At 59.8% G+C, this 20,584-nt stretch carries 16 protein-coding genes and 1 tRNA gene; 12 read left to right on the top strand and 5 right to left on the bottom strand.

All coding sequences use genetic code 11. The features are described from left to right. Window positions 1-52: 52 nt before the first annotated feature. Window positions 53-140: transfer RNA gene (locus GE543_RS03370), tRNA-Ser, on the bottom strand. Window positions 141-261: 121 nt separating this feature from the next. Here GE543_RS03370 and GE543_RS03365 point away from each other — a divergent pair. The 6 genes from GE543_RS03365 to GE543_RS03340 all read left to right on the top strand — a co-directional run bounded on the left by GE543_RS03365 (window position 262) and on the right by GE543_RS03340 (window position 7,859). Further along, window positions 262-933, top strand: coding sequence for a Bax inhibitor-1/YccA family protein (locus tag GE543_RS03365; RefSeq protein WP_003317937.1), 672 nt, complete (start codon window positions 262-264; stop codon window positions 931-933). A gap of 482 nt (window positions 934-1,415) precedes the next feature. After that, a complete protein-coding gene (locus tag GE543_RS03360) occupies window positions 1,416-2,846 on the top strand; it encodes a serralysin family metalloprotease (protein WP_003411605.1) in 1,431 nt (476 codons plus the stop codon). A 58-nt stretch (window positions 2,847-2,904) separates the two neighbouring features. Beyond that, window positions 2,905-3,288, top strand: coding sequence for a protease inhibitor Inh/omp19 family protein (locus GE543_RS03355; protein WP_003411602.1), 384 nt, complete (start codon window positions 2,905-2,907; stop codon window positions 3,286-3,288). An 89-nt stretch (window positions 3,289-3,377) separates the two neighbouring features. Beyond that, on the top strand, window positions 3,378-5,174 hold the full coding sequence (locus GE543_RS03350) for a type I secretion system permease/ATPase (RefSeq protein WP_153220676.1): 1,797 nt from the start codon (window positions 3,378-3,380) through the stop codon (window positions 5,172-5,174). After that, window positions 5,171-6,508, top strand: coding sequence for an HlyD family type I secretion periplasmic adaptor subunit (locus GE543_RS03345; RefSeq protein ID WP_003371807.1), 1,338 nt, complete (start codon window positions 5,171-5,173; stop codon window positions 6,506-6,508). Before GE543_RS03350 ends, GE543_RS03345 begins: the two co-directional genes overlap by 4 nt. Window position 6,509: 1 nt before the next feature. Next, window positions 6,510-7,859 carry a TolC family outer membrane protein gene (locus GE543_RS03340; RefSeq protein WP_003417572.1) on the top strand — a complete coding sequence of 450 codons (1,350 nt, stop codon included), beginning with the start codon at window positions 6,510-6,512 and terminating at the stop codon, window positions 7,857-7,859. Here the strand turns inward: GE543_RS03340 and solA are convergent, their stop codons facing one another. The 3 genes from solA to GE543_RS03325 form a co-directional block, all read right to left on the bottom strand. After that, window positions 7,860-9,035 carry an N-methyl-L-tryptophan oxidase gene (gene solA, locus GE543_RS03335; protein ID WP_153220674.1) on the bottom strand — a complete coding sequence of 392 codons (1,176 nt, stop codon included), beginning with the start codon at window positions 9,033-9,035 and terminating at the stop codon, window positions 7,860-7,862. Between the two features lie 442 nt (window positions 9,036-9,477). Continuing rightward, a complete protein-coding gene (locus GE543_RS03330) occupies window positions 9,478-11,061 on the bottom strand; it encodes an aldehyde dehydrogenase (NADP(+)) (protein WP_153220672.1) in 1,584 nt (527 codons plus the stop codon). A 263-nt stretch (window positions 11,062-11,324) separates the two neighbouring features. Continuing rightward, window positions 11,325-12,215 carry a LysR family transcriptional regulator gene (locus GE543_RS03325; protein ID WP_046269729.1) on the bottom strand — a complete coding sequence of 297 codons (891 nt, stop codon included), beginning with the start codon at window positions 12,213-12,215 and terminating at the stop codon, window positions 11,325-11,327. A gap of 104 nt (window positions 12,216-12,319) precedes the next feature. Between GE543_RS03325 and GE543_RS03320 the strand changes: the two genes are divergently transcribed. Beyond that, window positions 12,320-12,859 (top strand): GNAT family N-acetyltransferase, encoded by a 540-nt coding sequence (locus tag GE543_RS03320; RefSeq protein WP_003411586.1) that lies wholly within the window; start codon window positions 12,320-12,322, stop codon window positions 12,857-12,859. A gap of 113 nt (window positions 12,860-12,972) precedes the next feature. Beyond that, entirely contained in the window at window positions 12,973-13,617 is a 645-nt protein-coding gene (locus GE543_RS03315) for a TetR/AcrR family transcriptional regulator (RefSeq protein WP_003405030.1), read from the top strand. A gap of 38 nt (window positions 13,618-13,655) precedes the next feature. Here GE543_RS03315 and GE543_RS03310 read toward each other — a convergent pair whose 3' ends face one another. Then, on the bottom strand, window positions 13,656-16,397 hold the full coding sequence (locus GE543_RS03310) for a glycoside hydrolase family 3 protein (protein WP_153220670.1): 2,742 nt from the start codon (window positions 16,395-16,397) through the stop codon (window positions 13,656-13,658). A 494-nt stretch (window positions 16,398-16,891) separates the two neighbouring features. On the opposite strand from GE543_RS03310, the gene GE543_RS03305 reads away from it, so the two are divergent. From GE543_RS03305 to gspG, 4 genes are all read left to right on the top strand, one after another. After that, a complete protein-coding gene (locus GE543_RS03305; protein WP_017278752.1) occupies window positions 16,892-17,119 on the top strand; it encodes a hypothetical protein in 228 nt (75 codons plus the stop codon). 83 nt (window positions 17,120-17,202) lie between these two features. Then, window positions 17,203-18,927, top strand: a complete 1,725-nt coding sequence (gspE, locus tag GE543_RS03300) for a type II secretion system ATPase GspE (protein ID WP_003411582.1) — start codon at window positions 17,203-17,205, stop codon at window positions 18,925-18,927. Then, window positions 18,924-20,126 (top strand): type II secretion system inner membrane protein GspF, encoded by a 1,203-nt coding sequence (gene gspF / locus GE543_RS03295; RefSeq protein WP_153220668.1) that lies wholly within the window; start codon window positions 18,924-18,926, stop codon window positions 20,124-20,126. Before gspE ends, gspF begins: the two co-directional genes overlap by 4 nt. Window positions 20,127-20,151: 25 nt before the next feature. Then, window positions 20,152-20,583, top strand: a complete 432-nt coding sequence (gene gspG / locus GE543_RS03290; RefSeq protein ID WP_003317918.1) for a type II secretion system major pseudopilin GspG — start codon at window positions 20,152-20,154, stop codon at window positions 20,581-20,583. The last annotated feature ends 1 nt before the right edge of the window (window position 20,584 follow it).

The following is a 20,584-nucleotide window of genomic DNA, read 5'->3' as shown; positions in this document are numbered from 1 at the left end:
AACCCCAGAAACGACAAAGCCCTGAATAATCAGGGCTTTGCGCTGCCAAATATGGCGGAGGCATAGAGATTCGAACTCTAGGACCTGTTACAGTCGGCAGTTTTCAAGACTGCTGCCTTAAACCACTCGGCCATACCTCCACTTCGTTGCGGGCGCCATAATACCGGAATGAAACAAGCTGTCAAACTCTGTGACTAGCCAGTTGCAGCGCCTCTGTTATGATCTTTGCAACTCAACATTTCAACAGCAAGGAGTTTCGCCATGCGCGAACAGGATTACAGCCTTAAAACCGGCATGCAGGCCGACCAGCTCGAGGTTAGTCGTGTCCTGCGCAATACTTACGGTCTTCTCGCCCTGACACTGGCTTTCAGCGGTGTCATGGCCTTCGTCGCTCAGCAGATGCGCGTCGGTTACCCGAACATTTTCGTGGTGCTGATCGGCTTCTACGGTCTGTTCTTCCTGACCAACAAGCTGCGTGATTCGGTCTGGGGTCTGGTGTCGACCTTCGCCCTGACAGGTTTCATGGGTTTCCTGCTGGGCCCGATCCTCAACCGTTACCTGGGCATGGCCGGTGGTGCTGAAGTGGTCAGCTCCGCCTTCGCGATGACGGCTCTGGTATTCGGCGGCCTGTCAGCCTACGTACTGATTACCCGCAAGGACATGAGCTTCCTCGGCGGTTTCATCACCGCAGGTTTCTTCGTACTGCTGGGTGCGGTAGTGGCCGGTATGTTCTTCCAGATCAGCGGTCTGCAACTGGCTATCAGCGCGGGCTTCGTGCTGTTCTCGTCGGTGTGCATTCTGTTCCAGACCAGCGCGATCATTCAGGGTGGCGAGCGTAACTACATCATGGCGACGGTCAGCCTGTATGTGTCGATCTACAACCTGTTCATCAGCCTGCTGCAGATCTTCGGCATCATGAGCCGCGACGACTGATTTACCAGGCCTGAATATTCAGGCTGCTGCGCTTCAACAAAAGCCCCGACTCGTCGGGGCTTTTTGCGTTTGTGTGGCGGGGAAAAGTATCACCTTGACCTGTGGCAAGGCTGGCGAAGTGCTATTTATCGCAGGTGAGTGGGCCGGGTTATTACCCAACGCATTCGTGCTCCGTCGAGCCCATAAAATTCCTGACCTATCAGTCATATTTATCAAGCTTGTTACAGCCTGTTCAAGCGTTTATCGACTATCTCATCATCACAAAAAATAATATCAGGCGATTCTCCAATGCCTGTAGGCGCTTGCCCATTTAGGGCCACTTGACATCATCGAACAGCGCTGGACACAAGATTTCAAGATGTGTCAGTTTTGTTACGCAACACGATTTCACGCTTCACAAGGCGAGTGACTGGACTCTCTCGCTACAGGGGAGAGTCTTGTCGTACCTAACCTGTCAATCAATCAGCAAACAAGGAAGTGTCATGACGAAAGTCAAAGAAAATGCTGCAATCCAACTTTCCGCTGCTACCAGCACCTCTTTCGACCAGATCAATGCGTTCGCGCACCAGTATGACCGTGGCGGCAACCTCACGATCAATGGCAAGCCCTCGTATTCGGTCGATCAGGCCGCTGATTATATTCTTCGCGACGACGCCGCCTGGACGGATCGCGATGGCAACGGCACCATCAACCTCACTTACACCTTCCTGACGGCCAAGCCTGCCGGGTTCGACAATTCGCTGGGGACTTTCAGTGCGTTCAACGCGCAGCAGAAAGCACAGGCGGTATTGTCGATGCAATCCTGGGCAGACGTTGCCAAGGTCAGCTTTACCCAGGCGGCTTCCGGCGGCGACGGGCATATGACCTTCGGCAACTACAGCAACGGCAGCGCAGGCGGGGCAGCTTTTGCCTACCTGCCTAGCGGCAACAGCCGTACTGACGGCCAGTCCTGGTACCTTGTCGATAACAGCTACAAGGTCAACACCACCCCGGACAATGGCAATTACGGTCGTCAGACCCTGACCCATGAAATCGGCCATACCCTGGGCCTGTCTCACCCGGGTGACTACAACGCGGGCGAGGGCAATCCGAGCTACAAGGACGCCACCTACGCAGAAGACACCCGTGGCTATAGCGTCATGAGTTACTGGAGCGAGTCCAACACTGACCAGAACTTCGTCAAGGGCGGCGCTCCGTCGTACTCTTCGGCGCCGTTGCTGGATGACATCACTGCCGTTCAGCAGCTCTATGGCGCGAACATGAGCACCCGTGCCGGTGATACGGTCTATGGGTTCAACTCCACTGCCGGGCGCGATTTCTACAGCGCCACGTCCGCCTCCTCCAAGGTGGTGTTCTCGGTGTGGGATGGCGGGGGCAAGGATACCCTCGACTTCTCCGGCTTCACCCAGAACCAGAAGATCAACCTCAATGCCGCGTCGTTCTCGGATGTCGGTGGCATGGTGGGCAACGTTTCGATCGCCAAGGGTGTGGTGGTTGAAAACGCGGTGGGCGGTTCGGGCAATGACCTGTTGATCGGCAATGCTGCCGCCAACGACCTCAAGGGTGGTGCCGGCAACGACATCATCTACGGGGGGGGCGGCGCCGACAGCCTGACCGGTGGTGCGGGTGCCGACATCTTCGTGTTTGGCGCCAGCTCCGACTCCAACCGTGCGGGCCAGGATACGATTCGTGATTTCGTCAGCGGTCAGGACAAGATCGACGTATCGGCCATTTCCACGCTGAGCGCGCTGCAGTTCGTCAACGCGTTCAGCGGCCATGCTGGCGAGGCGATCCTCAACTATAACCAGAGCAGCAATCTGGGCAGTCTGGCGATCGACTTCACCGGACAGGGCATCGGCGATTTCCTGGTCGGTACCGTAGGTCAGGCAGTCGCTGCTGACATCATCGTTTAACCGGTAAAGATCATGGGCGAGTCGATCGACCCGCCCATGATCTGGAACGTTCGTCCTTATGAAGCTCAACCGTTTCTTTCAATTCGCTCCAGCCGCTCTTGCGCTGCTGGTGAGCCTTTCTGGAGCATGCATGGCCATGAGTCTGAAACTGCCAAGCCCCGCTGAACTCAGCGGCAAGTGGCACCTGTTTATTCATTCACAGGCCGATCGAGCCTGCGAACTGCAGTTGAATACCGAGGCGCCCCAGCTGGGCGGCGATACCGCCTGCGCCACCAAATGGCTGAACGAAGCACCAGTCGGTTGGTTCCCGACGCCTGACGGTCTCGCCTTGACCGACAAACAGGGCAATCGACTGATTCATTTCAACCATATGGGAGAGCAGCGCTATGAGGCGCGCCTGCCGAGCGGTCAGGTGCTGAGGCTGGAGCGCTCAGCCGAATAAAGGGTGCCGGCCGTGCACCGAAAAAATGTCCGAAATGAATGTCCCCAAGGATGTCGCCCGGCCGCCCACGCGGCTTTCAAGGAAGAACCATGAGTATGTCGTCCCAAGGCAACCCTACGCCGTTGTACAAAGCGCTGGCTGACTACAAGAGCGCGTTGATTGGTGTCGGTTGCTTTACCGCGCTGATCAACGTGCTGATGCTCGCCCCATCGATTTACATGCTGCAAGTTTATGACCGCGTACTGACCTCACAGAACCAGACCACTCTGGCCATGCTGACGCTGATGGTGGTCGGGTTTTTTGCGTTTATCGGCTTGCTGGAGATGATCCGCAGCTTTGTGGTAATCCGCATCGGCAGCGAGCTGGAGAAGCGTTTCAATCTGCGCGTCTATCAGGCCGCGTTCGAGAGCAACCTGCACGCCGGACAGCGTCAGGCTGGACAGGCGCTGGGTGACCTGACCTTCATTCGCCAGTTTCTCACCGGGCCGGCGCTGTTCGCGTTCTTTGACGCCCCGTGGTTTCCCATCTACCTGGCGGTAATCTTTCTTTTCGACCCCTGGCTAGGCGTGCTGGCGAGTGTGGGGACGGTATTGCTGGTCGGACTGGCCTGTCTCAACGAATGGCTGACCCGCAAACCGCTGGCCGAAGCCAGCGGCTACTCGCAGCAGTCTGCGCAATTGGCGACCCGGCATCTGCAACAGGCCGAGGCGATCCAGGCGATGGGCATGCTAGAGGTCTTGCGGCGTCGCTGGTTCCATGTGCATGGGCGCTTTCTGGCCCTGCAAAACCGGGCCAGTGATACGGGAGCGGTGATCAGTTCGATCAGCAAGGCCCTGCGTCTGTGCCTGCAGTCGCTTGTGCTGGGCCTGGGCGCACTGCTGGTGATAAATGGAGACATGACCGCAGGCATGATGATCGCCGGCTCGATTCTCATGGGTCGGGTCCTCAGCCCCATCGACCAGTTGATCGCCGTCTGGAAACAATGGAGCTCTGCACGCCTGGCCTACGGGCGCCTTGACCAGTTGCTCAAGACCTACGCCGAGCCCGCGCCGCGCATGCCGCTGCCGGCACCGCGCGGTCAGATCAGCGCCGAACAGGTCAGCGCGGCGCCTCCCGGCAAAACGTCGCCGACGATTCAGCAAGTCAGCTTCCAGTTGCAGGCCGGTGAAGTGCTTGGCGTGCTGGGCGCATCCGGTTCCGGAAAATCGACCCTGGCACGCGTGCTGGTTGGTGTCTGGCCGGCTCTGGGCGGGACGGTACGTCTGGACGGGGCCGACATGCATCGCTGGGACCGAGAGGCGCTGGGTCCCTATATTGGTTATCTGCCGCAGGACATCGAGCTGTTCGGTGGCAGCGTGGCAGAAAACATCGCGCGCTTTCGCGAGGGCGACGCTATCGCCGTGGTCGCTGCCGCACAACTGGCGGGCGTGCACGAATTGATTCTGCGCCTGCCGCAAGGCTACGACACGCGGCTGGGCGATGATGGCGCCGGCTTGTCCGGCGGTCAGAAACAGCGCGTCGCGCTGGCCCGTGCGCTGTATGGCGATCCGCGACTGGTGGTGCTCGATGAGCCCAATTCCAATCTGGATGCCGCGGGTGAAGCGGCGCTGACTCAGGCGATTGCTGAACTCAAGACCCGCGGCTGTACCGTTGTGCTCGTCACCCACCGCACGCAGTCGCTGAACCAGACCGATCGCCTGCTGGTGCTGAGCGAAGGTCGCATGCAGGCATTCGGTGCCACGGCTCAGGTGTTGCGGGCCTTGTCCGGGCAGCCATCGTCCGCGCAAGCAGCGCAAGCGCACGCTCAATCGCAATCTCGCCCTGCACCTGCCGGGCTTTCCATGAGCCGTCAGTACGGCACGCAGAACAGGCAGTCCGACGTATGAACAGCCCTATCGACACTCATTACGCCGTGCCGGGCAAGGAGCGCGGCGTGCAGTTCTTCGTTCGCGCCGGCTGGATTCTCATGCTGGCGGGGGCGGGCAGTTTCTTTCTGTGGGCCAGTCTTGCTCCTCTGGATCAGGGTATTGCCGTGCAGGGGACGGTAGTTGTTTCTGGCAAGCGCAAGGCCGTGCAGTCGCTGGATGGCGGTGTGGTCAGCAAAATTCTGGTCAGTGAAGGCCAATTGGTGAAAGAGGGCGAACCGCTGTTTCGCCTTGATCAGACTCAGGTCGAAGCCGACGTGCAATCGCTGCGAGCCCAGTATCGAATGGCCTGGGCCAGCCTGGCGCGCTGGCAGAGCGAGCGCGACAACCTTGACGAGGTGCGCTTTCCCGCAGAGCTGATTGCCGCCGGGCAGGGGCAAGATCCCGACCCTCGGCTGGCGCTGGTGCTTGAAGGGCAGCGGCAGTTGTTCAGCAGCCGACGCCAGGCGCTGGCGCGCGAGCAGTCCGGCTTGCAGGCGAGCATCGAGGGGGCTGGGCTGCAGCTTGCCGGTATGCGCCGGGCCCGTTCGGACCTGCTGGCTCAGGCTGACTCGCTACGCAAGCAACTGAGTAACCTGGAGCCGCTGGCGCAGAACGGGTTCATTCCCGGCAATCGCCTGCTGGAGTTCCAGCGTCAGCTTTCTCAGGTGCAGCAGAGCCTGGCGCAAAACGCAGGCGAAACCGGACGTATAGAGCAAGGTATCGTCGAGTCGCGCTTGCGCCTTCAGCAGCAGCGCGAGGAGTACCAGAAAGAAGTGCGCAGCCAATGGGCCGATGCCCAGGTCAAGGCGCTTACCCTTGAGCAGCAACTGGCCTCGGCCGGTTTCAGTCTGCAACACAGCGCCATCCTGGCGCCGGCGGATGGCATCGCCGTCAATCTGGGCGTGCACACCGAAGGTGCGGTGGTGCGTGCCGGCGAAACCCTGCTGGAAATCGTCCCACAAGGCACACGGCTTGAAGTTGAAGGGCGGCTGCCAGTGCAACTGATCGACAAGGTCGCCAGCCATCTACCGGTCGACATCCTCTTTACCGCCTTCAATCAAAGCCGCACGCCGCGGGTTTCCGGTGAGGTAAGCCTGATTTCCGCCGACCAGATGCAGGATGAAAAAACCGGCCAGCCGTATTACGTGCTGCGCACCTCGGTGGGCGACGCTGCGCTGGAAAAACTCAACGGGCTGGTGATCAAACCCGGCATGCCCGCTGAAATGTTTGTGCGCACGGGTGAACGCTCGCTGCTCAATTATCTGTTCAAACCTTTGCTGGACCGTGCCGGCTCCGCGTTGACGGAGGAATAGGATGTTTCGCCATCCCCTTAAAGCCGCTTTGCTGACGGCCATTCTGCTGGGCACTGCACCCTTGAGCCAGGCCATGGGTCCGTTTCAAGTCTATGAACTGGCGCTTCGCAATGACCCGGTTTATCTGGGCGCCCTGAAGGAGCGCGACGCGGGCCTGGAAAACCGGGTGATCGGTCGTGCCGGCTTGTTGCCCCGCGTGTCATACAGCTACAACAAGGGGCGCAACGATTCCAAGGCGACCCTCAAAGGCAGCGCTCAAGACACCACTGATCATCGCCACTACAACAGCTTTGGTTCGAGCCTGACGGTTCAGCAGCCATTGATCGATTACGAGGCGTACGCTAATTACCGCAAGGGACTGGCCCAGGCGCTGTTTGCCGACGAGACCTTTCGCAGCAAGAGCCAGGAGTTACTGGTGCGGGTGTTGACCCTGTACACCCAGGCACTCTTCGCCCAGGACCAGATCAATATCGCGCGTGCCAAGCAGCAGGCGTTCGAACGCCAGTTCGCGCAGAACCGGCAGATGTTCGAGCGGGGAGAGGGCACGCGCACCGATATTCTCGAAGCGGAGTCGCGCAACGAACTGGCGATTGCCGAGCAGATCGAAGCCAGCGATGAGCAGGACGCGGCCTTGCGCGAACTGGCGGCGTTGCTGGGCGAGCCGAGTATCGATGTTGCGCAGCTGGAGCCCTTGAGGGACAGCTTTCAGGCGTTGGTCCTCGCACCGTCCAGCTTTACCGAGTGGCATGCGCTGGCCATGGCCAACAGCCCGATCCTGGCCTCGCAGCGTCAGTCCCTGGAAGTGGCGCGATACGAGGTGGAGCGCAATCGCGCGGGGCATCTGCCGACGGTGAATGCCTACGCAAGTATTCGTCAGAACGAATCGGACAGCGGCAACACCTACAATCAGCGTTACGACACCAACACGATAGGCATCGAGCTCAGTCTTCCGCTGTACGCCGGAGGGGGCACCAGCGCCTCGGTGCGCCAGGCCAACAGCAAGCGCGAGCAGGCTGAATACGAGCTGGAGGGCAAGACCCGCGAAACCCTGATCGAGCTGCGCCGCCAGTTCAACGCCTGTGCGTCAGGGGTAAGCAAGCTGCGCGCCTACCAGAAGGCGCTGATCTCGGCGCAGGCGCTGGTCGAATCGACCCGCCAGAGCATTCTGGGTGGCGAGCGCATCAGCCTGGATGCCCTCAACGCCGAGCAGCAGCTTTACAGTACTCGTCGCGATCTTGCGAAAGCCCGTTACGACTATTTGATGGCCTGGATCAAGCTGCATTACTACGCCGGCACCTTGCGTGATACCGATCTGGCGCGCATCGACGAGGCGTTCGTGGTGGCGCGCTGATCAAGCCTGCCTGGCGAAGCGTTGCAGTGAAAAGGCCGAGAGATCCACATCGCTCTCGCCATCAATACAGCGTTGCGCCAGCGCCAGTCCGAGCCCGGCCGAATGCTTGAAACCGTGGCCGGAACAGGCCGAGACTACCGTCACGTTTTTCAGGTGCGGGTGTTCATCGATGATGAAGTGGCAGTCCGGCGTGACCGTGTAAGCGCACACCGAAGACTTGACCACCTTTGGCGTCAGTCCCGCAATCCTGCCCTGCACCTGGGTGCGAAACATTTCCTGTTCTTCCCGCGCGGTAATGGTGCGGTCCAACCGGTCAGCCGCTGACGTCTCGAGGTATTGCTCAGTGGCGACCTTCATGCTGTTTTCACCGGACAGCGGCGGGAAGCCGTAATTGACATCGGCGTCGCCCGGCCCGTGAATCAGGATGAAGCTTGGCGACGGCGCAGCAAAGGCGGCCTCGTGCTGCACCTCGAACCAGAACAGCTTTTGCCGGCACACCCGCAGCAGGTCGCTGAACGGTGCGCCGAGCAAGTCGGCCGACCACATGCCCGCGCTGACCACGACCTTGTCGGCGATGATCGAGCCCTTGTCGGTGGTGATTCGTACCTGATCGCCATGCGCCTGCAGTTGCGTGACCGTTTCGTGGGTCAGCAAACGCGCGCCGTGTTGCCTTGCCAGCTTGAGCTGTACGGCGATGCAGCGCTCGGGCCGAACGAATCCGCCTTCAGGTTCAAAATAGCCGATGGCGCTATCCAGCACAGGAGCGAACTGAGGAAAGCGCTCGCGAATCGCTGCAGCCGCCAATACCTCGTGCTTCACCCCATACGTGCGGGCCAGCGCGATGGTCTGATGGGTGAAGTCGTTGACGTCCTCTGGATCGTAAGCGGCGCTTGAAGTCATCACCAGCACACCGCACTGCTCGAACAGCGACTCGCCGCTCAATGCTTCAAGTTCGCGCCAGATGCGCTGTGAGCTGCGCACCAGTGGCAGGTATTGCGGCCCTTCACCGGCCGACAGCCGCGTGATGCGGGTATCGCCGTGACTGGAGCCTTGTGTGTGCGGAGGGTCGTAGCGGTCGATGCCAATCACATCGACTCCAGCCTTTGCCAGTTGATAGGCAGTGGCTGCACCCATGGCACCCAGGCCGAGTACGGCCACTTTACAACGCTGTTGCATAGGGGAGCCTCGATAAATCGTCTATCTCACTATGGACAGCCTGTCGAATCAACCGCCAGACGTGCATAAGGTTATGTCAGACGGCCTCGTGGGCCATTACGGATGCCATCACACCGGGATTGCAGACACCCGTCAAAAATTTACGCTTGCACTGCTCAGGGTTTTTAAGGTCCGAAATCGATGAAAAGTTGTCCACGGAAATCGTGGGTATGTCTGTGGGTAACTTTTTGAAACCCTTGTTACACGTGGCTTACAGCTGTGTGGTTATTTTATGAACAGCCCCTGTCTTGCACTTCTATGGTGCTGCCGTCAGGGTACAAAAGCGGTCCGCTATAAGCGACTTCGGGCACAAAAAAGAAATATTTTCCAAAAAAAAGCGCGACCCTCATCAGGTCGCGCTGCTGTGTTGCGGATGCTGTGTTACGGATCCAGCCGATGGCGATTACGCGACAGGCTGATCACTCCATTCGCCATTGACCAGGCGACGCAGGCCCAACGGGTTGGCGTTCTGCAACGCAGGTGGCAACTGGCTGTCCGCCAGGTCCTGATAGCACACGGGGCGCAGGAAACGGTCGATGGCCAGGGTGCCCACCGAGGTACCGCGTGCGTCCGAGGTGGCCGGGTACGGGCCGCCGTGAACCATGGCCTCGCAGACCTCGACACCGGTCGGGTAGCCGTTGAACAGAATGCGCCCGACTTTCTCTTCGAGAATCGGTTGCAGCCAGCTGTACTGGCTCAAGTCCGCAGGCTCGCCGATCACCGTCGCAGTCAGCTGACCACGCAAGGCTTGCAGCGCGTCCTTCAACTGCGCATCGTCAGCGACTTCGATCAGCAGCGTGGTCGGGCCGAAGACTTCCTCTTGCAGCAACTGATCACCGTTCAGCAGCAGGCTGACGTCAGCCTTGAACAGTTGCGCCTGAGCCTGCTTGCCTTCCTGTGGCTTGCCGGCCAGATGCGTCACGCCAGGATGCGCCAGCAGGTGTTCCACACCCTTGCTGTAACTGCGCAGGCCGCCCGCGTTAAGCATGGTCTGCGGAGCCTGACTGCCCATCTGTTCGGTCAGTTGCTCGATGAATGTCGAGAACGCCGGGGAGCGCAGGCCGATGACCACGCCGGGGTTGGTGCAGAACTGACCGGCACCCATGACCACCGAGCCGGCAAGCTCCTTGGCCACGGTTTCACCACGTGCCTGCAAGGCACCTGGCAGCAGCACGACCGGGTTGATGCTGGACATCTCGGCAAACACCGGAATGGGCTGTGGACGCTCGGCAGCCATTTTGCACAGCGCGTTGCCACCGTTCAGCGAGCCGGTGAAACCGACCGCCTGGATGGCCGGGTGCTTGACCAGGCCTTCACCGACGCCGTTGCCGAAGATCATGTTGAACACGCCTTTGGGCATCTGCGTACGCTCGGCAGCGCGAATGATGGCGCTGGCCACCAGATCGGCAGTCGCCATGTGACCGCTGTGCGCCTTGAACACCACCGGGCAACCGGCGGCCAGTGCTGCTGCGGTATCACCGCCCGCAGTGGAAAACGCCAGCGGGAAGTTGCTTGCCCCGAACACTGCAACCGGGCCCACACCGATGCGGTACTGGCGCAGGTCGACGCGTGGCAACGGCTTGCGATCCGGCAACGCCAGGTCGATCCGTGCGCCGACGAAATCACCGCGGCGCAGGACCTTGGAAAACAGACGCATCTGGCCGCTGGTACGACCGCGCTCACCTTGAATACGCGCCTGAGGCAGGGCGGTTTCCTGGCAGACGATAGCGACGAAGTCATCGCCCAGCCCGTCGAGTTCATCAGCAATGGCGTCGAGGAAATCGGCGCGACGGGCCGGGCTCAACTGACGAAATTCCGGGAATGCAGCCTTGGCAGCCAGTGCCGCAGCGTCGATTTCGCCGTCGGTGGCCTGATGAAAGCTGTAAGGCAGTTCTGCGCCGGTGGTGGCATCCAGGCTTTTTTGCAGGCTCTGGCCCAAAGCGCTGCGGCCGCCAGCGATGAAGTTCTGGCCGAGAATGTTAGGCATCGGTATCTCCTGTTGTTTTGAGGTTGGAGGTCGGCAGGGAAAGTATCCGGACCGGCGCTCCTTATGGGTTGCCGAGTTGCTTTACAGATTGTCATTGATGGGGCGTCTAAAAGCAGGCCAGCCATCATGTTTTCAGTTAACAGTGGGCAGTCATCGTACAACCTGATTCGCTGCCTGTGCAACTGTCGACCTTATTTGCCAGGCCGAGTGCCGTTGCTCTTTATAGTGCATGGGCGCAATCAAGCCTCTATCGTGGCGCGCCTTCATGACCTTTTGAGGTCTTGCAGCGCATCCAGCACCTGACGCAGCGCCTTGCTGACCGGTTTGTCCTGGCGCAAGGCAATTCCCAACGTGCGACTCAGCGCTGTTGCCAGCGGCAGCATCTGCAAGCCGCGGCGATGGTGCAGCGCAGCAACGGCCATTCGCGGCACGATGCTGTAGCCCAGGCCTGCAGCGACCATTTCCTTGATCGCTTCGATGCTGCCCAGTTCCATGACCGGTTTTACCCGGATCCCGGCGTGCAGGAACCATTCGTCGATCAGCAGGCGCGTGCTGCTGCCTGCTTCGAATACCACCAGTGGCTGTGCGCTGAGGCGCTCCGGGGTCATGTGTGCCGGCATCGGTCGCTGGCTGCTGGCGAAAATCGCCACGAACTCATCTTCGAGCAGCGGTGTGATGTGCAGGCTGCGGCCGGAGGCGGGCAGGGTGACCAGTGCCAGGTCCAGAAGGTTTTCTTCGACCGCCTTGAGGATGCCGTCGGTGTTGCCGGTGCTGACGCGCACATCCAGCTCGGGGAAGCGCCGACGCAGCGCCTGCAACATGGGCGGCAGCAGATGGATGCAGGCTGTTGCGCCGGTGCCGATGGCGACTTTCCCGGCAATGCCGCTGGCATGGCTGGACAGCGCCTGCAGGGCGTCTTCGACCACCCCATCGATGCGCGCGATATGCTCCAGCAGTACATTGCCTGCGGAGGTCGGTTTGAGGCGTTTGCCAACCCTTTCTATCAGTTGCAGCTTCAGTTGATCTTCCAGTTGTCGCACGTGCAGGCTGACCGCTGGCTGGGTCAGGTGCAGACGCTCTGCCGCCGCAGAAAAACTGCCATGGGTGATGACCAGCGAAAACGTGTGCAGGTGATTGAGGTTCAGCCGACGCATGACAAAGTATTTCTTATGCTGTGGATGACAAATCATAGCTTTTTTAATGTCGTGGCGAGCGGCATCATTGCGGCCATTCACAGACATTCGTACAGAGCCTGGACATGACTTCAACCTTTGACCTGCGTGAAGCGCGCGACGATGACATGCCCGCTGTACAGGCGATCTACGCTGATCACGTGCTGCACGGGATTTCCAGCTTCGAGCTGGAGCCGCCTGACCTGGCCGAATTGCTGCAGCGTCGTCGCATGGTCCTCGCCAAAGGCTTGCCGTATATGGTCGCCGAGCGCGATGGAGAAATTGTCGGCTATGCCTATGTCACGCCGTATCGGCCACGTCCAGGCTACCGCTTTACCGTTGAGGACTCCGTGTACGTGCGCGATGGACTCGGCGGTCAGGGGATCGGCCAGGCGTTGTTGAGCGCCCTGGTGCAGCACTGTGAAGCGGGCGGCTGGCGGCAGATGATTGCGGTTATCGGCAATAGCCAGAATATCGCTTCGTTGCGCCTGCATGAGCGTCTTGGCTTTCGCCGGGTCGGCGTGTTCGAATCGGTCGGTTTCAAGCATGGCCGCTGGGTAGACACGGTGCTAATGCAGCGCATGCTGGGCGAAGGCTGGGGCAGTGTTCCGGTGGAGCGCACCTGACCCTGCGATGGCTCTGCGATACAAGATGAAATTGTCGAACAATCTGGCTCAATAGCGTTGCCAGCGCTTGCCTGAATCGTTAGGGTACGCGGCTGTTCAAGAAGGAGCCTGATATGACTCGGCATGACCCCACGGAAACGGGCACGGCAGTCACCCGACAGCGACGCGCGCCAAAGGGCGAAAAGCGCCGCGAAGAACTGCTCGATGCGGCCCTGCAGGTGTTTTCCCTTGAAGGCTATACCGGCGCTTCAGTGGCCAAAGTGGCAGCCATCGTCGGTATTTCCGTCGCCGGATTGCTGCACCATTTTCCGAGCAAGATCTCGCTGCTGATGGGCGTGCTGGAGCGACGCGACGAGGTCAACGGCCGAATCGCTGCCGAAGTCCGCACCGATAACACCCTGACCGGTCTGCTCGGCGGCTTGCGCGCGATCAACCGCTCCAACGCTACGGCGCCCGGCGTGGTACGTGCGTTTTCGATCCTCAATGCGGAAAGTCTGCTGGAAAACCAGCCTGCCTTTGAATGGTTCCAGACGCGCTACGAGCGTATTCATGCGCACTTGCTGGGGCAGTTTTCGGCCTTGGTGGAGCGCGGGGAGGTACGTGCGGATGTGGATCTGGACAAGATCATCCGGCAGATTCTGGCGATGATGGATGGCTTGCAGATTCAGTGGTTACGCTTTCCCGATCAGGTGGATCTGGTCGAGTGTTTCGATACCTACATTGCGCAGGTCGATGCAGCGGTAAGGGCTCGTCCCTGAGCCTTTATTTGTCCGTTTACCCTTCAGTCAGCTAACGCTTACTCAACGGTCTGCTTGAATACACCGCCGGTCTTGACCGGTGGTTTCTCGACCAGAACCGAGTTCAGAGCGGAGCGTGGCAGCGGGTTGCTGGTAGTGGTCGACAGTTCCTGACGGAACGAGTTGACCAGCTTGGCGTTCAGGCGGATGTCCTGCGACGACGAGCCGAGCGAGATGTTGAAGGTGTCGGCATCGACCACCCACTGCTTGCTCTTCTCGTCGAAGTAGGCCAGCGAGCGGTCATTCAGCTCGATGGTCACACGCTTGCTTTCACCCGGCTTGAGGAACACCTTCTTGTAGCCTTTGAGTTCCTTGATCGGACGCTCGACTTTCGGGTTCTGCTGGCCCACGTACAACTGAGCGACTTCCGAACCACCGACCTTGCCAGTGTTGCTCAGGTCGAAGGACACCTTGATCGGCGTGTTGCCGACCGCGACGCCCGGCGTGACCTTGATGTTGCTGTAGCCGAACGTGGTGTACGACATACCGTAACCGAACGGGTAGAGCGGCTTGATGCCTTTCTTCTCGTATCCGCGATAACCCAGCAGCAGGTCATCCTTGTAATCCATGTCGGTCAGAGTGTTCTGATTGTCGAATTTCGGGAAGGAGGCGTAAGCCGGGTTGTCTTCGATGTTGCGTTCGATACTGATCGGCAGCTTGCCCGACGGGTTGACCTTGCCGAACAGGATCTCGGCCAGGGCCTGACCACCGTTCTGACCTGGGTAGAAGGCGTGCAGCGCTGCTGGAACCTGTTCGATCCAGTCGCTCATCTTCAGACCCGTACCGCCATACATGGTCACCACGGTATTGGGGTTGACCTTGGCGATGTTCTGGATCAGCTCGTTCTGGAACTCAGGCAGATCGAAGCTGTGGTCGAAACCTTCACCTTCGTATTCGTTGCTGTTACCCACGGCAACCACAACGGCGTCATAGCCGGACAGGTCCTGAGGAGCGTTCAGCGAGGCGGAGCTCAACTGCACACCTACCAGGCCGCCCATGGTCGACAGGTAGCCGGCACGGCGCGAGTACTCAAGCTTGACGTCGTAAGACTGGCCCGCTTCCAGATTGATCTTGGCGAACTCTGGAATGGTTGGCGGAATGCTGTTGCCCGGAAGCGGCTTGCCGTCACCGTTGTCGATGATTTTCTTGCCGTTGACCCACAGACGTACGGCGCCGTCGGCACGTACCTTGAAGACCTGCTCGCCGCTCTGGGTCGGGGTGACCTTGCCGGTGTAGCGAATCGAAGTCGACGACGTATCGCCATTCAACTGGCCAGCGGTCGAACCTTTGGTGGCGTACGGATCGGACGTCGACGTGTTGCTTTCGAACGGCAGGTTCTTGTCGTTGGCCCAGTCCAGGTCAACGTGTTTCTCGGTACGGGTGACCGCTGCATCACCAGACCAGTTGGTGTTGCTGAAGTACTCGACCTTCATGCCCTGGACTTCATTGCCAGTTGCGTCGGTGGTGGTCCAGGCACTGGTGCTTGGGTCCAGCGACAGGCCTTCGATGAAGTCGACCTTGGCGTTAGGCGCGATTTGCTGCAGGCCGCTCAATTCGCTGACGTAATGGCTGGCCATGACGTTGGCGCTGCCGAAACCGGTCGGTGGCGAGTACTTGGCCAGGGTGCCGACAACGGCGATTTTCTTGACTTTCTGCTTGTCCAGCGGCAGCAGATTGTCCTGGTTTTTCAGCAGTACGATACCTTCACGCGCGGCGTTCAGAGCGACCTTGTTGCTGGTCGAGCTGTTCATGTTGTGCGTGGTCAGCGGCGTCTTGCTGTCGAACTTGTACAGGTAGATCTGCTTGAGAATGCGACGGACCTTGTCGTCGATGGTCGCAGCGCTCAGGTCGCCGGCGTCCAGATGCGGCTTCAGCACGGAGCTGTTCATCTGGTAGCCCATCATGTCCAGATCGGTACCGGCGCGGGCAGCGTTGAAACCGTGAACGACAGCGTTGTAGTCGCTCTGTACGAAGCCTTTGAAGCCCCATTCCTTCTTCAGGATCTGGGCGATCAGGTGCTCGCTTTCGCAGGCGAACTCACCGTTCACTTTCTGGAAAGCGCACATCATCATCGCCACGTTGCCGTTTTTCGACGACGATTCGAACGCAGGCAGCGACATTTCGCGCAGCACGCGCTCTGGCATTGTCTGGTTCAGATTGAAGCGGTTGCTTTCCTGATCGTTAGCCGCGTAGTGCTTGGCGTTGGCCCATACACCACGAGACTGGATACCGTTGATGACACCTGGTGCCAGGCTGGCGCCGAGGAACGGGTCTTCACCGGAGAGGTATTCGAACGCACGGCCGCCGAACGGCATGCGGTACAGGTTGACGCCGGGGCCAGTGATGAACTGGTAGCCGCCGACGGCAGTGTCATAGCCCAGCGCACGGCCGAGGTCGATGGCACGACGCGGGTTGAAGGTGGCGGCCAGGTTAGGGCCGGACGGGTAGACAACACCCTGATCGTTGCCTTCGCTGGTGTAGCGCACGCCCACACCGCCGTCAGCGCCGTGGATCTGCGGGACGCCGTAGTTGGTCAGTGGCTTGACGTCCCAGCCGCCGGTGCCGCCAATGTAGGCCAGCTTTTCTTCCATGGTCATCTTGGCCAGGGTCTTCTGTGCGGCTTTTTCGGCGCGATCTTCACGCCCTTGTTGCACGGTAGGGTCAGCGGCGTGCACCTGGGATACTGCCAATGCCAGCAAGGCCAGCGCCGAGTGCGCGCCTATCATCTTTCGCTTGTTCATATTGCTCTCCAACTGCGTTTCAAATAACTGTCTGCCTGCGCACGTGCGCAGGATAAATGCGTTCTTATTTACTGCTTTCGGCCAACTTTTCTGTGGGCAACAGTTTCCCGTCGTCGCGTTTATTCCCTGTTTAAAGGGCGCGAGGTAGGACTCCTTAGTTGCCATATTAGTTTTGTTTGGCGTTTATTTTTTTACTTGTCTAGAGCCATCACCTTGGCATCATGTGATGGCGTTTTGAATCTACAAAACGATACAATTAAGTATAAAACAAGGCATAAATGTCAAATAAAAGCGTATTTTTCTTTGATTTGGTAATTTTTCTTTACATCTGAGGAACTCTTGTTAAACCTACTGGTCGATGGGTTTAAGATTTTTCAGGATGAAGAAAGACGGCTCGCAAGTTGCGACATATGCGGTGCGCTAGTGCTTGACCGGTTTCTACAACTGCTCCGTTTTTTTGCGGGGCTCTTTTTGTTTTTTGAGGAGTTACTACGATGAAGTTTTCCATGATGAGTGCCGGTGTGGTGTTGGGTCTTGCCTTGAGTGGTGCAGCCTTTGCCGATGACGCGACGGATGCAGATGCAACTTCCGGCGCCAGCGACGAGACGGTGATGACCCAGACTCAGGACGCCAAGGCAGCGCAGAAGGCGCAAAACCAGAAGACCGAAACGACAAAAGGTGGTCGCCCGCAGAACGCAACCCCTCAAAAGCAGTCAAACTGATCGTTTGAAGCCTTTGAGCGCAGCACTCTCCGGTCGGAGAGTGCTGTAATATGTCCCTCCGAAGTAGCAAAATGCCCTCATTCATGCCGTCAGCTCCCGTCGAAGTTTCCCGTCTGCTCATTCCGGATGCCCAGCAGGTTTGTGCTTGGCTGATCGAAAATGCCGGTCTGAAAACGGCCGATCTGGAGCGCGCGCAGCGCTTGCAGCAGGAGTCGGAAGGCACTGAGTTGCTCGGGCTGCTGACGCGTCTGGGCCTGGTTTCCGAATTCGAACTGGCCCGCGCATGGGCGGCATTGCTGCAGGCACCGTTGTTGCTCGCCGACGCCGTACCACCACTGCTGGATCCTTTGCCGCCGCTGACCGAACGCTTCATGCGCCACTATCAAGTCGTGCCGGTAGGCTGGAGCGATCAAGGCCTTCAAGTGCTCAGCGCCAACCCCGGCACGCTGTACCCGTTTCAGGCCATCGCCTACGCCTGCGAGGTGCCGGTGCGACTGTCCATTGGCCCGCGCAACGAGGTCGAAACCCTTATCGAGCGCTACTACGGGCAGGGCCGCTCGGCGATGGGCACCCTGATCGAGAACCTGGATGAGGAGGGCGGCTCGCTGGAAGACATCGAGCACCTCAAGGACCTGGCCTCCGAAGCGCCGGTCATTCGTCTGGTCAACCTGATCCTGCAGCGCGCGGTCGAACAGCGTGCGTCCGACATCCATATCGAGCCCTTCGAGAGCCAGTTGAAGGTGCGCTATCGCATCGACGGTGTCTTGCACGAAGCCGAAGCACCGCCGTCCAGCTCTTCGGCGGCGGTGATTTCCAGGGTGAAAATCATGGCGCGGCTGGACATCGCCGAGCGTCGTCTGCCGCAGGATGGCCGGATCATGCTGCGCATCCAGGGCAAGGAGCTGGACCTGCGGGTATCGACAGTGCCCACCAGCTTTGGCGAATCGGTGGTCATGCGTCTGCTGGATCGACAGACCATCAACTTCGATTTCCCGAGCCTGGGTTTCGATGGCGAACGGCTGGACGAATTTCTCGACGTGCTGGAGCGTCCGCACGGCATTCTGCTGGTCACCGGGCCGACCGGTTCCGGCAAGACCACCACGCTGTATACCGCGCTGTCACGGCTCAATACGGCCGAGCGCAAGATCATCACCGTTGAAGACCCGGTCGAGTATCAGCTCGAAGGCATCAACCAGATTCAGGTCAAGCCTTCCATCGGCCTGGATTTCGCCGGAGCGCTGCGCTCCATCGTGCGTCAGGACCCGGATGTCATCATGATCGGTGAGATGCGCGACCTGGAAACCTGCCGTATTGCCATCCAGTCCTCGTTGACCGGTCACCTGGTGCTCTCGACCCTGCACACCAACAGCGCGGCGGCGAGTATTACCCGCTTGCTGGACATGGGCGTCGAAAGCTACCTGATCGCGTCGACGGTCAACGGGATTCTGGCTCAGCGTCTGGTGCGCCGCCTCGATCCGGCAACCCGTGAAGCCTTCGATGCGCCACCGGAGCTGATCGCCGAACACGGGCTGGAGCGTTTCACTGACGAGCGGCCCATCCGTCTGTATCGCCCGCGTGCCGATGCACCCGGCGGCGGCTATCGCGGGCGCAGTGCGATCACCGAACTGCTGGTGATGAACGAAGAGCTGCGCAGTCTTTTGATGCGCCACGCCGACGCCTCGACGCTGGAAGAGGCTGCCCGACGTGGCGGCTTGCGCACGCTGCATGAAGAAGGCCTGCGTCAGGCCGTGGCCGGGGTGACTTCGCTGGAAGAAGTGCTGCGCGTCACCCGTGGTGAAGGCACATGAGTCTGTTCAAGTACCGCGCACTGGATGCTCAGGGTGCGCCGCAGAATGGCACGCTGGAGGCCCGAGATCAGGACGCCGCGATTGCCGCGTTGCAGAAGCGTGGCCTGATGGTCCTGCAGGTCGATGCTGCCGGTCTGGGCGCTTTGCGCCGTGCGCTGGGCAGCGGCTTGCTCAATGGCGCGGCGCTGGTCAGCTTTACCCAGCAGCTTGCGACGTTGCTCGGTGCAGGGCAACCGTTGGAACGATCGCTTGGAATTCTGCTCAAACAGCCTGGGCAACCGCAGACCAAGGCGTTGATCGAGCGTATCCGCGAACAGGTCAAGGCTGGCAAGCCGCTGTCCGTGGCGCTTGAAGAAGAGGGCAGCCAGTTTTCGCCCCTCTATGTAAGCATGGTCCGCGCCGGCGAAGCCGGTGGTGCACTGGAAAGTACGCTGCGCCAGCTGAGCGATTACCTGGAGCGCAGCCAGTTGCTGCGTGGCGAGGTGATCAACGCGCTGATCTATCCGGCCTTCCTGGTGGTAGGCGTGTTGGGTTCCCTGGCGCTGTTGCTGGCCTACGTCGTGCCGCAGTTCGTACCGATCTTCAAGGATCTCGGCGTGCCGATTCCGCTGATCACCGAGGTCATTCTCAACCTCGGAGAGTTTTTGAGCGACTACGGGCTGGCGGTGCTGGCGGGCCTGATCGCATTGATCTGGGGCATGGCCATTCGCATGCGCGACCCGCAGCGTCGCGAGCGCCGTGATCGCCGTTTGCTGGGCATTCGGGTGATCGGTCCTTTATTGCAACGCATCGAGGCAGCACGTCTGACTCGAACCCTCGGGACGCTTTTGACCAATGGAGTGGCGTTGTTGCAGGCGCTGGTGATCGCTCGCCAGGTCTGTACCAATCGTGCCCTGCAAGCGCAGGTCGAGCAGGCGGCCGAGTCGGTCAAGGGTGGCGGTACGCTGGCCAGCGCGTTCGGCGCGCAGCCGTTGTTGCCGGATCTGGCGCTGCAAATGATCGAGGTCGGCGAACAGGCTGGCGAACTGGACACCATGCTGATGAAGGTCGCCGATGTGTTCGACGTCGAGGCCAAGCGCGGTATCGACCGTATGCTGGCCGCGCTCGTACCGGCGCTGACGGTGGTGATGGCGGGCATGGTCGCGGTGATCATGCTGGCCATCATGCTGCCGCTGATGAGCCTGACCAGCAATATCTGAATTCATGAAACAGGAAACCATTCCGATGACTTTTAGCCGTACACGTTTCAAACCCGCCCGTCGACAGGGCGGTTTCACATTGCTGGAAATGCTCGCCGTTATCGTATTGCTGGGCATTGTTGCGACCATCGTCGTGCGTCAGGTGGGCGGCAACGTCGACAAGGGCAAGTACGGCGCAGGCAAGGCTCAACTGGCCAGCCTGGGCATGAAGATTGAAAGCTACGCGCTGGACGTTGGTTCGCCACCCAAGACCTTGCAGCAATTGACCGAGAAGCCGGGCAATGCGTCGAACTGGAACGGCCCTTACGCCAAGCCTTCGGACCTAAAGGATCCGTTCGGCCACGCATTCGGCTACCGCTTCCCTGGTCAGCACGGCAGCTTCGACCTGATCTTCTATGGCCAGGACGGTCAGCCGGGCGGCGAAGGCTACAGCGCCGACCTGGGCAACTGGGAGTAAA

Source organism: Pseudomonas sp. SZ57, from assembly GCF_009495975.1.
Lineage (GTDB): Bacteria > Pseudomonadota > Gammaproteobacteria > Pseudomonadales > Pseudomonadaceae > Aquipseudomonas > Aquipseudomonas syringae.
Note: the sequence above shows the minus strand (reverse complement) of the source record. Positions and strands in the feature narration are given on the sequence as shown.